The 14,489-nt window shown below is 74.0% G+C and carries 13 protein-coding genes and 1 pseudogene; 3 read left to right on the top strand and 11 right to left on the bottom strand.

Annotation, left to right across the window (positions count from 1 at the left end; translation table 11 throughout):
• The first annotated feature begins 58 nt into the window (after positions 1-58).
• Positions 59-508: a hypothetical protein gene (locus STTU_RS34770; RefSeq protein WP_158678812.1), complete on the top strand. Its 450-nt coding sequence runs from the start codon at positions 59-61 to the stop codon at positions 506-508.
• Here the strand turns inward: STTU_RS34770 and STTU_RS28785 are convergent.
• Together STTU_RS28785 and STTU_RS28780 are read right to left on the bottom strand one after the other, a co-directional pair.
• Complete coding sequence (locus STTU_RS28785) at positions 471-1,643, bottom strand: acyl-CoA dehydrogenase family protein (RefSeq protein ID WP_007829433.1); 1,173 nt, start codon at positions 1,641-1,643, stop codon at positions 471-473. The two genes, STTU_RS34770 and STTU_RS28785, sit on opposite strands and share 38 nt — an antisense overlap.
• Positions 1,644-1,956: 313 nt before the next feature.
• Complete coding sequence (locus STTU_RS28780) at positions 1,957-3,321, bottom strand: peptidase C39 family protein (RefSeq protein ID WP_007829422.1); 1,365 nt, start codon at positions 3,319-3,321, stop codon at positions 1,957-1,959.
• A gap of 392 nt (positions 3,322-3,713) precedes the next feature.
• On the opposite strand from STTU_RS28780, the gene STTU_RS28775 reads away from it, so the two are divergent.
• Positions 3,714-4,262 carry a uridine kinase family protein gene (locus STTU_RS28775; protein ID WP_043257827.1) on the top strand — a complete coding sequence of 183 codons (549 nt, stop codon included), beginning with the start codon at positions 3,714-3,716 and terminating at the stop codon, positions 4,260-4,262.
• A 502-nt stretch (positions 4,263-4,764) separates the two neighbouring features.
• The gene (locus tag STTU_RS28770; RefSeq protein ID WP_043256618.1) at positions 4,765-6,657 is read left to right on the top strand and encodes an AAA family ATPase; all 1,893 of its coding nucleotides are present in this window, start codon (positions 4,765-4,767) and stop codon (positions 6,655-6,657) included.
• Positions 6,658-6,716: 59 nt separating this feature from the next.
• On the opposite strand, the gene STTU_RS28765 is transcribed toward STTU_RS28770, so the two are convergent.
• The 9 genes and pseudogenes from STTU_RS28765 to STTU_RS28725 form a co-directional block, all read right to left on the bottom strand.
• Entirely contained in the window at positions 6,717-7,847 is a 1,131-nt protein-coding gene (locus STTU_RS28765) for a hemolysin family protein (RefSeq protein WP_043256616.1), read from the bottom strand.
• Positions 7,844-9,169: a hemolysin family protein gene (locus STTU_RS28760; RefSeq protein ID WP_043256614.1), complete on the bottom strand. Its 1,326-nt coding sequence runs from the start codon at positions 9,167-9,169 to the stop codon at positions 7,844-7,846. The genes STTU_RS28765 and STTU_RS28760 overlap by 4 nt, the downstream gene beginning before the upstream one ends.
• A gap of 234 nt (positions 9,170-9,403) precedes the next feature.
• Positions 9,404-9,850: a PH domain-containing protein gene (locus tag STTU_RS28755; RefSeq protein WP_007829415.1), complete on the bottom strand. Its 447-nt coding sequence runs from the start codon at positions 9,848-9,850 to the stop codon at positions 9,404-9,406.
• Between the two features lie 111 nt (positions 9,851-9,961).
• Positions 9,962-10,810: an ATP phosphoribosyltransferase gene (hisG, locus tag STTU_RS28750; protein ID WP_043256613.1), complete on the bottom strand. Its 849-nt coding sequence runs from the start codon at positions 10,808-10,810 to the stop codon at positions 9,962-9,964.
• Between the two features lie 154 nt (positions 10,811-10,964).
• The gene (locus tag STTU_RS28745; protein ID WP_008749003.1) at positions 10,965-11,237 is read right to left on the bottom strand and encodes a phosphoribosyl-ATP diphosphatase; all 273 of its coding nucleotides are present in this window, start codon (positions 11,235-11,237) and stop codon (positions 10,965-10,967) included.
• A gap of 100 nt (positions 11,238-11,337) precedes the next feature.
• Positions 11,338-11,823, bottom strand: coding sequence for a 6,7-dimethyl-8-ribityllumazine synthase (gene ribH, locus STTU_RS28740; RefSeq protein WP_009063338.1), 486 nt, complete (start codon positions 11,821-11,823; stop codon positions 11,338-11,340).
• Positions 11,813-13,218: pseudogene (locus STTU_RS28735) on the bottom strand (bifunctional 3,4-dihydroxy-2-butanone-4-phosphate synthase/GTP cyclohydrolase II). The gene ribH and the pseudogene STTU_RS28735 overlap by 11 nt, the downstream one beginning before the upstream one ends.
• Positions 13,215-13,868: a nicotinamide mononucleotide transporter family protein gene (locus STTU_RS28730; RefSeq protein WP_007829406.1), complete on the bottom strand. Its 654-nt coding sequence runs from the start codon at positions 13,866-13,868 to the stop codon at positions 13,215-13,217. The pseudogene STTU_RS28735 and the gene STTU_RS28730 overlap by 4 nt, the downstream one beginning before the upstream one ends.
• Positions 13,868-14,488, bottom strand: a complete 621-nt coding sequence (locus STTU_RS28725) for a riboflavin synthase (RefSeq protein ID WP_007829404.1) — start codon at positions 14,486-14,488, stop codon at positions 13,868-13,870. The genes STTU_RS28730 and STTU_RS28725 overlap by 1 nt, the downstream gene beginning before the upstream one ends.
• Position 14,489: the final 1 nt, after the last annotated feature.

Below are 14,489 nucleotides of genomic sequence, written 5' to 3'. Positions count from 1 at the left end.
ACACATGCGCGAACCGCCACTCCGGTGACCCGGCCGCGCGCCCCGCGTTGGGCCGGGCATGACGTCCCCTCACCCGCCCCTGGACCAGCCCAGCGGGCGGCGCCGTCAGCCGGAGGCGCCGACCCACGGCTACGCGCTGCTCGCCCCGCCGCGCGAGAGCGCGAGACCCCGTACCGCCGAGCCGCGGCCCGCGCGCGCGGATGTCCCGCCGCCCCCGCGCGCGGGTGCCTGGGTACGCGCCGACGCGGCCCCCTCGCGCCGTGAAGAATCGGTTCGGCACGGCACGTACCCGCCGGGTCCGCAGCGACGCGCCGGCTTCCGGCCCCCGGGCCCCGGCCCCGGTCCCGCGGACGGCCAGGACCCGCCCATCTACCGCGCCCTGCTCGCCCGCTGGGCCGAGCGGGGGGCGGCGCTCCCGCTGGGCGGGGACGCGGAGTGGGAGCGCCTCGCGGCCCCGCCCGTGCCCTGGTTCAGCGGCCCTCGGGACCGAGCAGGTGGCGGCCGATGACCATGCGCTGCACCTGGTTGGTGCCCTCGACGATCTGGAGCACCTTCGCCTCGCGCAGGTAACGCTCGACGGGGAAGTCGCTCGTGTAGCCGTAGCCGCCGAAGACCTGCACGGCGTCCGTGGTGACCTTCATGGCGTTGTCGGTGCAGAGCAGCTTCGCCATCGCCGCCTGGCGTGCGTAGGGCAGTCCGGCGTCCTTGCGGCGCGCCGCGGCGAGGTAGAGGGCGCGCCCGGCCTCGACGGCGGTGGCCATGTCGGCGAGGAGGAAGCGCAGGCCCTGGAAGTCGCCGATCGCGCGGCCGAACTGGCGCCGCTCGGCGGCCCAGTCGAGCGCGGCGTCGAGCGCCGCCTGGGCGAGGCCGACCGCGCAGGCCGCGATGCCGAGGCGGCCCGCGTCGAGGGCGTCGAGCGCGAGCGAGAAGCCCTCGCCCTCCGCGCCGATGCGGCGTTCGTCGCCGACCCGTACGCCGTCGAAGTGGAGCTGCGCGGTCGGGGAGCCCTTGAGGCCCATCTTCCGCTCGGGCGGGGCCGCGCTCAGTCCGGGCGCGTCGGCCGGGACGAGGTAGGCGGTGACGCCCTTGGCGCCGGGGCCGCCGCTGCGCGCGAGGACGGTGCAGAAGTCCGAGACGCCGCCGTGCGTGATCCACGCCTTCGTTCCGCTCAGAACCCAGTCCCCGCCGTCGCGGACGGCCTTCATGCTGAGCGCGGCGGCGTCGGAGCCCGCGGTGGGCTCCGAGAGGCAGTACGAGCCGAGCAGGCCGCCGCCGAGCATGCCCGGGAGCCAGGCGGCACGCTGCTCCTTCGTGCCGTGGAGGGCGAGGGCGTGGCAGGACAGGACGTGCACGCTGACGCCGATGCCGACGGTGAGGCGGGCCGAGGCGAGTTCTTCGAGGGCCTGGAGGTACACGCTGTAGGGCTGCTCGCCGCCGCCGTACTCGGCGGCATACGGCAGGCCGAGGAGGCCCGCATCGGACAGGAGCCGCAAGGCGGCGCGCGGAAAGGTGCCGCTCTCCTCCTCGGCCGCCGCGTGCGGGGCGATCTCCTTGCGCGCGATGTCGCGCACGAGAGCGATCAGTTCCCTGGACTCCTCGGTGGACAGGTCCCGTTCGACGGACCGCCGGATGTCTGCGGGCATGCGTGTCATCCCTCCCTGTGGGGCGCGGGCAGCGCTCACCAGGGGTGGAGGCGGCGCTGCCTCGTAAGTGCCCGTACCGCGCGCCCGCCGCGGGTCTCGCGGGGGCGCGTCCCCGCCGGTGGAACCGGACGGGATGTGGCCGGGCGGTCGCAGTATGCCGGAAGAATCGCCGCACGTCACCGGTGCCTTTGACGCCCGGAACCGCCGCGCGGGCGAGGGCGGTTCGGCCCCGTACGCGGGCGAGGCGCGCCCGGGGGCCGGGCGCGCCTCGTACCGCCGGGAGCGTGCCGGGGCGCGCCCGCCACGCCCGCGGTCAGCGCACCCCGACCGCCGCGAGGGCCTTGCGCTGGCGCGGACTCGGCTCGGCGGGGAAGTACAGGTAGCAGACCCCGCCCGTGCCGCTCGCGTCGGCGCCCGTGGCGGTCTTGCGCTTGGTGCGCAGCCAGATCGTTTCCCACTCGGCGCGCTGGTAGACGCGCCGCACGGCGGCGTCGTCCGCGGAGGCGGGGTCGTTGGCGATGACGTCCCCGTCGGCGGTGAAGCCGATGACCGTCATGAGGTGGCCCGACGTGCCGTACCCGGCGCCGGTCAGCTCGGTCTTGAGGAAGGACTGCGAGGTGATGACCGGGATGCCGGCGGCGACGAGCGTCTCGATGTCGGTGAGCGAGCCGAGGCGGGTCACGACGCCCTGGAGGTCGGGGTACGTCGCGGCGTAGGCGGCGTTGAAGGGCCAGTTGCCGCAGCCGTCGTACTGGTAGTCGAAGGTCTGCCTGGCCGCGTTGCACACCTGCGGGTCGGCGTAGGAGGGGTCGACCCACGCGAGCTGTTCGGCGCTCGGCCTGCGGCCCCAGTACTCGATGATCATCTGCGAGGAGGTGGGGCTGCACCACGCCTCGCCGCCGTTGTCGTACTGCGGGTACTGCCCGGCGTGGATCTCCTGGGAGTAGCGCGGGACGGGGAGTTCGGCCGTGAGCCCCGGCGTGGAGGCGGGCACGGTGTAGCGGTCGGGCACGTCGGAGCCCATCGCGCCGAGGCGCCAGACGGTGGGCGCGGGGCCGGTGCCGGGACGGCGGTAGAGGCTCAGGCGCAGGCGGTACGAGGCGAGGCGGAGCCCGGAGGCCGCGTCGTCGATGGCGAAGGTGTCGGTCCACACGCTGCTGCGCCCGTCGCCCTGGTCGTCGACGGAGGTGCGGCGGATGTCCCGCTCGGGGTCGTCCCCGGCCGTCCAGCGGCCCATGACGTACCACGGGGTCTCGGCGCCGTCCGAGTACGTGCCCGACAGCTCCACCTCGATCCAGGTGCCGGTGGGGGTGCGGGCGTTCCAGGAGGCGATGACCTCGGTCGCGGGGACCGTGAGGCGGTGGCGCGGCGAGGTCCAGCGCGCGTACTCGTAGCGCGTCGTGGTCCCGAGGTGCGGGTCGGCGTAGTCGCGCTCGCCGATGGCGTGCGCGAGGGTCAGGCCGGGGCGGCGCCCGGCGAGGACGCGGACGCCCTCGGCGCGGCCCGCGCGCCAGTCGGCGGCGCTCGTGAAGCCGTGGTACTCGGCTGTTCTCGCCGGGGCGGCGTGGTGCCCGCGGCCGGTGCGGGGCGCCGCGAGGGCGGGGCCGGAGGCGGCGGCGCCCGCGGCGACGGCGACGGCCGCGGTGAGGACGGTGCGACGGGATGTGGAGCCGGTCATGGGCGGGGGTCCCCCATCTGTGTGGGTCCATCTCGGTGGTCGGTGCGGCCCGCCGTACGGGCGCGGAGCTGGGGAAGGCCCGGACGGACAGGTGCACGTCAGGGGCCACTATCACCCCCGGGGACCCTCGGGACCAGCTTTTCCGGCTCCGGTGCGGGCACCAATATTGGCCTGGACCTCTGAGGGGTACGGGGCTGCTCCGAGCGGCGGAACGGACGGGCCCGCGCGGGGCTCCCCGCGCGGTGGGGCGCGAGAGGCGCGGGGCGGGTGGTGGAGTGCGTGCGCCCCCGGCGCGCGCTCCCCGTAGGCTTGCCGCCGTGAACGCCCAGGACGAGACGGCGAAGCCGTCCGACCCCCCGTCCCCGGCCGCCGACGGCGCCGTCAGCGCGGCCGTGCTCGCGGAGCGGCTGCGCGGCCTCGCTCCGTCCTGCGGCCCCGTACGGCTCGTCGGGATCGACGGGCACGCGGGCTCGGGCAAGTCGACGCTCGCGCTCCGGGTCGCGGAGGCGCTCGGCGGAGTGCCCGTGCTGCGCCTGGACGACTTCGCCTCGCACGAGCACCCCTTCGGCTGGACGGGCCGCTTCGCCGCACAGGTGCTCGAACCCTTCGCGCACGGGGAGTCCGCCGTCTTCCGGCCGTACGACTGGCACGCGCGCCGCCCGGGGCGCACCCGTACCGCCGCCCCGGCGCCCGTCGTGCTCGTCGAGGGCGTCGGGGCGGGGCGACGGGCACTGCGGCCGTGGCTTTCGCTGCTGTGGTGGATGGATCTGGCCAGGGAGGCGGCCTGGGAACGCGGGCGCGAAAGGGACGGTCCTGACCTCGCGGACTTCTGGGACGGCTGGGAGCGGGCGGAGGCCGCGCACTTCCGCGCCGACCCGTCCCGCCCCTTCGCGGACGCGCTGGTACAGGAGTGCGGCGAGGGGTACGTGCTGCGGAAGTGAACCGGGACGGAGCGCGCGACCCCCTCTTCGGTGACGGAGCGTCAACCTCCGCCGACGAAGCGGAAAGAAGCCGAAAGCAGCCCCCGTGACTTCCCCGGAGCGTCTTGACCCGGGGCCCGCCCTGGTCTTACGTTCACGGTGTGCGGCCCGGCGGGCCGCACCGCAGACACGAAGCCCCCGGTTGTTCCCCCGTGACCGGGGGCTTCGTTCTGTCCCGCACCCCCCGCTTTAGGCCCACTTGACGCATTCGTCCACTCACGGCGAGTGACCGTCCGTGGACGCCTCCCCGTGCGCCCCGTGCGCCCGGCGCTGCCTCCGCGGCGCCCGCGACACCCTTCGGCCGGACACGTCCCCGCAGGTACGATGCCGCAGTGCGGCCCGTCCCCTGGCGGGCGGCATCCGCACGGGGGAGCAAGAGCCGCTCGCGGCGCGGCGGTTCGGCCGCGCGGCCGACGGCGGGTCCGGCGGCAAGGCCACGGGGGCACGGTTTGTGGGGGACGTGATGGACTTCGGCACGCACGGCGCACCGGGCCCGGCCGATCTCGCCTGGTTGCGCGGCGTCGACGCCTACACGATGGGCGCGTATCCACAGGCGGAGGAGGAGTTCCGCACCGCGGTGCGCCTCGATCCGGGCATGGCGGACGGCTGGCTCGGCCTGCACGCCCTGCGCATCGACACCCCGGCCGCGCTGCTGCGCATGTTCCAGCACCGCGACCGATTCGGCGAGCAGCGCGCCAGGCACCGGCGCCCGCTCAACTCCTGGTACTGGCTGGGCTGGTGGGTGCAGCCGGTGCTGGAGACGACGCGCGACCTGCTGCTCGCGCACGCCTCGCACTGGCTCGACGGGCGCCATGTCCCCGACCTCGACCGGGCACTCGGCGCGCTGCCGCCGCCCGAGAGCGACCGGCAGGTGCGCTTCCTGCACGCCTGCCGCGCCTATCTCGTGAAGGACTGGGAGCAACTGGCCCGGCACACCGATCCCCTGCTCGACGACCCGCTCCTCGGCATCGAGGCAGGGCTCTTCGGCGGGATGGCACGGGTCCGCCTGGAGATGTACGGGCAGGCGGAGCCGCTGCTCTCGGCGGCGCTCATGCGCTGCCGCAGCGAGCAGCCGCAGCGCAAGGAGCTGCGGTACTGGCTGGCGCGGGCCCGCGAGGGCAGCGGGCGCAGCGCGGCGGCGCTGCCGCTGTACCGCGCGGTGCACCGGGTCGACGCGGGCTTCATGGACACGGCGGCGCGGCTCGCCGCGATCTCCGAGGGCGACGGCTACCAGGACCTCGCCTCGCCGCTCGACTACGCGGCGGTGAGCCTGGGCGGCGCGGGCCAGGACACGGCGGCGGCGCGGGACGGCGGCGAGCCGCTCTTCGGCCCGGACCCGGCCGCGGCCGAGCCGCCGCACCTGGGCGGGGAGCCGCCGGTCGGCGGCCCCGCCGACGACGTGCGCGAGAAGGCGGTGCTGCCCGCGCAGCCCGGCCCGCAGCGGATGCCCGCGGGACCGGCCGATCCCGCGCTCCTGGAGGCGGCGCTCGCCGAGCTGGAGCAGATGGTCGGCCTGGAACCGGTGAAGCGTCAGGTACGGGCGCTGTCGGCGCAGTTGAACATGGCGCGGCTGCGCGCGGAGCAGGGCCTGCCGGTGCAGCCGCCGAAGCGGCACTTCATCTTCTCGGGCCCCTCGGGCACCGGGAAGACAACGGTCGCGCGCATCCTCGGACGGGTCTTCTACGCGCTGGGGCTGCTCGGCGGGGACCACCTCGTGGAGGCGCAGCGCTCCGACCTCGTGGGCGAGTACCTGGGGCAGACGGCGGTCAAGGCGAACGAGCTGATCGACTCGGCCCTCGGCGGGGTCCTCTTCGTCGACGAGGCGTACAGCCTCTCCAACTCCGGCTACGGGCGCGGGGACGCGTACGGGGACGAGGCGCTGCAGGTGCTCCTCAAGCGCGCGGAGGACAACCGGGGCCACCTCGTGGTGATCCTCGCGGGCTACCCGGAGGGCATGGACCGGCTCCTCGCCGCCAACCCGGGGCTCGGTTCGCGCTTCACGAGCCGCGTCGACTTCCCCTCGTACCGCCCGGCGGAGCTGACCCGCATCGGCGAGGTGCTGGCGAGCGCGAACGGGGACCACTGGGACGAGGAGGCGCGCGAGGAACTCGCCTCGATCGCGGGGCACGTCGTCGAGGAGGGCTGGATCGACGAGCTGGGCAACGGCCGCTTCCTGCGCACGCTGTACGAGAAGTCCTGCGCCTACCGGGACCTGCGCCTGATGGGCTACCCGGACCCGCCGAGCCGCGACGACCTCGCGACGCTGCGCCTGCCGGACCTGATGCAGGCGTACGGGGAGGTCCTGTCGGGGCGCAGCCCGGGGCCGCACGAGCCGACCGCCGAGGACGACTTCTGAGGCACGGGCACACGTGTGCCGCCGCCCCGGTCCGGGAACGGCGGCACACCGTGCGGGGCCTAGCCGGTCAGGGCCTCCTCGCCGGGGCCGGGCTGCCGCTGGACCGTGACGGGCTCGACCTGCACGCGGGCGCGCGTGGGGGCGGTCGCCCGCCCGGGTTCCGGGAGGCGGTGGGCCGGGTCGGTGACCTCGCCGACGAGGAGTTCGAGCGCGTCCTCCAGCGTGACGAGGCCGAGGACACGGCCGCTCGCGTCGGCGACCTGCGCGAGGTGCGTCGCCGCGCGGCGCATCACGGTGAGGGCGTCGTCGAGCGGCAGCTCGGCGCGCAGCGTGATCATGCGGTGCCACAGGCGCTGCGGCACCGCGCGGTCGGGCTCGTCGAGGTCGAGCACGTCCTTGACGTGCAGGTATCCCATGAAGACGCCGCCCGTGCCGAGGACCGGGAAGCGGCTGTAGCCGGTGGCGACGGTCAGCTCCTCGATGCGGCGCGGGGTGACGGCGGGGTCGACCGTGACGAGCTGGGAACGGTCGAGGAGGACGTCGGTGACGGGGCGGGTGCCGAGTTCGAGCGCGTCCTCCAGGCGTTCCTGGGCCTCCGCGTCGAGCAGTCCCGCCTGGCCGGCGTCCTCGACGAGGTGGCTGAGCTGGTCGCTCGTGAAGACGGCCTCGACCTCGTCCTTCGGCTCGACGCGGAAGGCGCGCAGGACGAGCCTGGCGCACGCGGCGAGGAAGAGGGTGACGGGGCCGCAGACGCGGGCGAAGGCGATGAGCCCCGGTCCGAACCACAGCGCGGCCTTCTCGGGCGCCGCCATCGCGAGGTTCTTCGGGACCATCTCGCCGATGACGAGGTGGAGGAAGACGACGAGGAGCAGCGCGATAACGTAGCCGAGCGGGTGCACGAGCCCCTCGGGCAGGTGCGCGGCGGTGAAGAGCGGCTCCAGGAGGTGCGCGACGGTCGGCTCGGCGACGGCGCCGAGGGTCAGGGAGCACAGGGTGATCCCGAACTGGGCCGCCGCCATCATCTTCGGCAGGTGTTCGAGGCCGTGCAGGACCCGGCGGGCGCGCGCGGAGTCCGCCGCGAGCGGCTCGATCTGGCTGCGCCGTACGGAGACGAGGGCGAACTCGGCGCCGACGAAGAAGCCGTTGGCGAGGATCAGGACGGCGGCGAGGAGGAGTTGCAGCACGCTCATCGGGCCGCCTCCAGGACGGGCGCGGTGCGCACGAGGCGGACGCGCTCGGCGCGGTAGTGGCCGACCTGGCGCACGTCGAGCCGCCAGCCCGGCAGCTCGGCGCGGTCGCCGGGGGCCGGGATGCGGCCGAGCAGGTCGGCGACGAGGCCCGCGACGGTCTCGTAGGGGCCCTCGGGGACGTCGAGGCCGATGGCGCGGAGCTGGTCGACGCGGATGCCGCCGTCGGCCTCCCAGGCGGGGCGGCCGTCCTCGGCGGGGAGGGCGGCCAGCTCGGGCAGGTCCTGCCCGTCGTGCTCGTCGCGCACCTCGCCGACGACCTCCTCGATGATGTCCTCCAGGGTGACGACCCCGGCGGTACCGCCGTACTCGTCGATGACGACGGCCATCGGCTGCTCGGTGCGCAGGAGCGCGAGCAGGGTGCGCACGGGCATCGTCTCGGGGACGCGCAGCGGGGTGCGGGCGATGCGGCTGACGGGGGTGCGCAGCCGCTCGTGCGAGGGCACGGCGAGCGCGTCCTTGAGGTGGACGGTGCCGGTGATCTCGTCGATGCGCTCGCGGTAGACCGGGAAGCGCGAGAGGCCCGTGGCCCGGGTGAGGTTGACGACGTCCTCGGCGGTGGCGGAGGACTGGAGGGTGCTGAGCCGCACGCGCGGGGTCATGACCTGCTGGGCGGTGAGGTCCTCCAGCGAGAGGGTGCGCACGAAGAGGTCGGCGGTGTCCTTCTCCAGGGCGCCCGCGAGCGCCGAGTGCCGGGCGAGGGAGACGAGTTCGCCCGGAGTGCGGGCGGAGGCCATCTCGTCGGCGGGCTCGACGCCGAAGCGCCGTACGAGGCCGTTCGCGGCGGTGTTGAGGAGCGCGATCACGGGGCGGAGCAGGCGCGCGAAGGCGTACTGCGGCCCGGCGACGAAGCGCGCGACCTGGAGCGGCTTGGCGACGGCCCAGTTCTTCGGGACCAGCTCGCCGATGACCATCTGCACGGCCGAGGCGAGGAGCATGCCGAGCACGACGCAGACGCCCGGCGCGGCGGCCTCGGGCAGACCGAGCGCGGTGAGCGGCTCTTCGAGGAGGTCGGCGAGCGCCGGTTCGGCGAGCATGCCGACGACGAGCGAGGTGACGGTGATGCCGAGCTGGGTGCCGGAGAGCTGGAAGGAGAGTTCCTTCAGGGAGCGGGCGACGGCGCCGGCCCGGCGGTCCCCTGCCTCGGCGGCGCGCTCGGCCTCGGCGCGTTCCACGGTGACGAGCCCGAACTCGGCGGCGACGAAGAAGCCGTTGGCGAGAATGAGCAGGAAAGCCGCCCCGAGGAGCAGCAGTGATGTGGTCATGCCGCCGCCTCCGTGCCGTGAGGGAAGGGGGCGGCGCAAGTACTACCGGACGATCCGTCCATTGCCGGAGAGGTTCACTCCTCTATTCGATGGGTCACCCGCGCCGGAAGGGGCGCGGGCGGCGGCGGCACTCGGCGTGTGCCGCCCTACCAGATTAATCACGATGCGGCCGTGACGGGCAGGCCCGTGGGCCCGGATCGCTCCGGGCCGCGGCAGGGCGTGCGGTCGGGGCGCTCAGTCGTGTACGGGGGCGTGCGCGTCGACGAGCGCGCTGAGGGCCCTGGCGTCGCTGACGGCCTTCTCGCGGGCGAGACCGGGCTGGATGCCGAGCACGGGCAGGCTGGTGCCGTCGCTGAGGTCGAGGAAGGCCCAGGGGTCTCCGCCGCGCAGCGTCACCCGGACGATCTGCGCCCAGCCGAGGGTACGGCGCGTGGTGAGGTTCACGACGGTCACGCCGTCGGCGGTGGCGACGACCTTGGGGCGCGCGAGGAGGAAGCACACCCCGGCGAGCAGCACGGCGGTGAGCACGAAGCTCGCCGCCTCCCCGCCGCCGATCCCGAGCAGGAAGGCGATCGCCGTGATGACGACGAAGATCCCGATCCCGCACCCGATGAGGATTCCGCGGGTGAGGGAAGGCCGGAAGGTCGCCGGAAGCGGAACGGTGGCGGCGGGGGCGCTCATGCGGGGTACTCGTCTTTCAGGGGAGAACTGGCGCTGCGAGCATACGGCACCGCAAATCCGGCCCCTCCGGCTTTTGAGAAGCGGGGTGCCGGGCGGAGCCGCGCGATCCGGTCAGAGCCGGCAGGCGTGAATCGCCGTCGTCAGGATGGCGCGCGCGCCGAGCCCGTACAGGTCGTCCATGACCTGCTGCGCCCCCTTCGTCGGCACCATCGCCCGCACCGCCACCCACCCTTCGTGGTGCAGCGGCGAGACGGTCGGCGACTCCAGCCCCGGCGTGAGCGCCACCGCCCGCTCCAGGTGCTCGACGCGGCAGTCGTAGTCCATCATCACGTAGCCGCGGGCGACGAGGACGCCCTGGAGGCGGCGCAGGAAGCGCTGCACGCGCGCGTCGTCGGTCTCCGCGCCGGTGCGGCGGATGACGACGGCCTCGGAGGTGAGGATCGGTTCGCCGATGACTTCGAGGCCCGCGTTGCGCAGCGACGTGCCCGTCTCGACGACGTCGGCGATGACCTGGGCGACACCGAGCTCGATGGCGGTCTCGACGGCGCCGTCGAGGTGGACGACGGAGGCGTCGATCCCGGCCTCTTCGAGGTGCTTGGCGACGATGCCCTCGTACGAGGTCGCGATGGTGAGCCCGGGGAAGTCCTCGGGGCCCTTCGCGGTGCCGGGGCGGGTCGCGAAGCGGAAGGTGGAGCGGGCGAAGCCGAGCGGCAGGATCTCCTCGGCGTCGGCGCCCGAGTCGAGGAGGAGGTCGCGCCCGGTGATGCCGATGTCGAGACGGCCCGCACTCACGTAGAGGGCGATGTCGCGGGGGCGCAGGTAGAAGAACTCGACCTCGTTGGCCGGGTCGACCAGGACGAGTTCCTTCTGCTCGGTGCGCTGGCGGTAGCCGGCCTCATGGAGCATCGCCGACGCAGGTCCGGCGAGGGAACCCTTGTTGGGCAGGGCGATGCGCAGCATGACGGTGACGTCCTTCTGTGGGTGACAAAGGGGGGCGGGCCCGCTTCGGGCGGACCGTGTCGAGTGAGCCCGCTTCGCGCGGATTCGTTTCGGGTGGGCCCGCTTCGCGCCGGAACGCGGGGGCCGTGCGGGAGAAGGGGAGCGGGAGTGCGGCTCAGAGGTGCGCGTAGACCTCGTCGAGGGAGATGCCGCGCGCGACCATCATGACCTGCACGTGGTAGAGGAGCTGGGAGATCTCCTCGGCCGCGGCGTCCTTGCTCTCGTGCTCGGCGGCCATCCAGACCTCGGCGGCCTCCTCGACGACCTTCTTGCCGATGGCATGGACCCCCTTCTCCACCAGTTCGGCGGTGCGGGAGGTGGCCGGGTCGGCGTGCGCGGCCTTGTGCTGGAGCTCGGAGAACAGCTCTTCGAAGGTCTTCTGGGACATGGTTTCCTCACCATACGCGCCGCGGCGGCCCCGGAGCGAAGCCGGGGCCGCCGTCTCTCATCATGCGGACGCGTACGTCTCGTGACGGCGCGGGGGGGGCTCAGCGCCAGGGCTCGACGACGCCGCGCAGCACGGTCGCGGTGGCGACGGCGGCGGTGACGGCCTCGTGGCCCTTGTCCTCGGTGGACCCGGGCAGGCCCGCGCGGTCGAGCGCCTGCTCCTCGGTGTCGACGGTGAGGACGCCGAAGCCGACGGGGACGCCGGTGTCGACGGCGACCTGGGTGAGGCCCTGGGTGACGCCCTGGCACACGTACTCGAAGTGCGGGGTGCCGCCGCGCAGGACGACGCCGAGAGCCACGACGGCGTCGTAGCCGCGCGAGGCCATCGCCTTGGCGGCGACGGGGAGTTCGAAGCTCCCGGGGACGCGGAGCAGCGTCGGCTCGCTGATGCCGAGCTCGGCGAGCGCGCGCAGGGCCCCGTCCGTGAGGCCCTTCATGATCTGCTCGTGCCACTGCGAGGCGATGACGGCGACGCGGAGGTCGCCGCAGTTCTTGACATTCAGCTCGGGTGCGCCTTTACCGCTCACGCGCTGCTCCTCGGTAGATGGGTTCGATGGGGATGTACGGGTGTCCGGTCACTGCTGGGCGCAGGTGGCCGGGGCCTGGTCGAGCCAGGGCAGGTCGTGGCCCATGCGGTCGCGCTTGGTGCGCAGGTAGCGGAGGTTGTACTCGCCGGCCTGGACGGGCATGGGTTCGCGGGCGAGGACGGAGAGGCCGTAGTGGGCGAGGGCCTCGCTCTTGTCCGGGTTGTTGGTGAGCAGCCGCAGCGAGCGCACGCCGAGGTCGTCGAGGATGCGCGCCCCGGCGCCGTAGTCGCGGGCGTCGGCGGGCAGGCCGAGTTCGAGGTTGGCGTCGAGGGTGTCGCGCCCGCGCTCCTGGAGTTCGTACGCGCGCAGCTTGGAGAGCAGCCCGATGCCGCGTCCCTCGTGGCCGCGCAGGTAGACGACGACGCCGCGGCCCTCCTCTGTGACGCGCCGCATGGAGGCTTCGAGCTGCGGACCGCAGTCGCAGCGCAGCGAGCCGAAGACGTCGCCGGTGAGGCACTCGGAGTGGACGCGGACGAGGACGTTCTCGCCGTCGCCGATGTCCCCGTGGACGAGCGCCACGTGCTCGACGCCGTCGGCGGTGGAGCGGTAGCCGTACGCGGTGAAGTCCCCGTACGCCGTGGGGAGGCGCACCTCGGCCTCGCGGCGCACGACGGGCTCGGCCTCCAGGGGCGCGGCCTCGATGTCGCGGCGGTAGGCGATGAGGTCGGCGATCGAGATGATGCTCAGCCCGTGCTTGCGGGCGAAGGGGACGAGTTCGGGCAGGCGCAGCATGACGCCGTCCTCGCCCGCGATCTCGACGATGGCGCCCGCGGGGCGCAATCCGGCGAGGCGGGCGAGGTCGACGGCGGCCTCGGTGTGGCCGTTGCGCGTGAGGACGCCGCCGGGGCGGGCGCGGAGCGGGAAGACGTGCCCGGGGCGGACGAAGTCGTCGGGCTCGCTGCTCGCGGTGGCCAGGAGGCGCAGGGTCGTGGCGCGGTCGGCCGCGGAGATGCCGGTGGTGACGCCGTGCTCGCGGCTCGCGTCGACCGAGACGGTGAAGGCGGTGCCCATGGACTCGGTGTTGCGGCGGACCATCTGGGGCAGGTCGAGGCGGTCGAGCTCGGGGCCTTCGAGGGGCGCGCAGATGAGGCCGCGGCACTCGCTCATCATGAAGGCGACGATCTCGGGGGTCGCCTTCTCCGCGGCGATCACGAGGTCGCCCTCGTTCTCGCGGTCCTCGTCGTCCACGACGACGACGGGGCGGCCCGCGGCGATGTCGGCGACGGCGCGGGCGACGGGGTCGAGGGCGAGGGAGAGTTCCTCCTCGTGCGGCCAGGGGCCCTCGTGGGGGGTCCAGGGGGTGCTGCCGGGCGTGGGTTCGTGGCTGCCGCTCATGCGGGGGCTCCTTCCGGGGCGACTTCCGGGGCCGCGTTCGCGCGGGAGCGCAGCCACCAGTCGCGCAGGCCCCACAGGACGAGCGCGAGGTAGATCACGTAGACGAGGCCGGAGAAGGCGAGCCCGCTGGTGAAGGCGAGCGGGACGCCGACGACGTCGACGAGCAGCCAGGCGGCCCAGAACTCGACGAGTCCCTTCGCCTGGGCGACCATCGCGGCGAGGGTGCCGACGAAGATGTAGGCGTCCGGCCAGGGGTTCCAGGAGAGGTCGGGCACGGCGACGAAGAGGCCGCCGACCGCGAGGGTGCCGAGCGCGGTGCCGCCCAGGAGCAGTCCGCGTTCGCGCCAGGTGGCGAAGCGCACGGCGAGGCTGCCGTCCTGCGCGGCCCTGCTGCCCTTCGTCCACTGCCGCCAGCCCCACAGGGCGACGACGATGACGAGGAGCTGTTTGCCGACGCCTCCGCTGAGGTGCGCGGAGAGGTAGGCGGCGACGAGGACGACGCCGGAGAGGAACTGGGCGGGCCAGGTCCACACGGAGCGGCGCCAGCCGAGGGCGAGGGCGAGCAGGCCGATGGTGTTGCCGACCGCGTCGGACCAGATGACGTGCTGTCCGAAGACGGTGAACGCCTCGGCGTTGAGCTGGTCGAACATCACCCCTCCTGTGCGGGCTGTTCGGGGGCCGTCCCGTACCGGAGCATCCGCTCGACGTACTTCGCGAGGACGTCGACCTCCAGGTTGACGGGCGCGCCCGGCTGCTTGTGGCCGAGCGTGGTGAGGGCGAGCGTGGTCGGGATGAGGCTCACGCTGAAGGTGTCGTCGGTGGCCTCGACGACGGTGAGGCTGATGCCGTCGACGGTGATGGAGCCCTTCTCGACGACGTAGCGGGCGAGGTCGCCGGGCAGGGAGACGGTGACGAGTTCCCAGTGCTCGGAGGGCTCGCGGCGCAGGATCGTCCCGGTGCCGTCGACGTGGCCCTGCACGACGTGCCCGCCGAGGCGACCGCCCACCGGGGTGGGGCGTTCGAGGTTGACGCGGGAGCCGGGGGCGAGGGCGCCGAGGCTGGAGCGCTTGAGTGTCTCGGCCATGACGTCGGCGGTGAACTCGGCGCCCTCGTGCTCGACGACGGTGAGACAGACGCCGTTGACGGCGATGGAGTCGCCGTGGCGGGCGCCCTCGGTGACGACGGGGCCGCGCAGCCGGAAGCGGGAGGCGTCGGCGAGTTCCTCGACGGCGACGACTTCACCCAGTTCTTCGACGATTCCGGTGAACACT

The sequence above is a fragment of the Streptomyces sp. Tu6071 genome, from assembly GCF_000213055.1.
Lineage (GTDB): Bacteria > Actinomycetota > Actinomycetes > Streptomycetales > Streptomycetaceae > Streptomyces > Streptomyces evansiae.
Note: the sequence above shows the minus strand (reverse complement) of the source record. Positions and strands in the feature narration are given on the sequence as shown.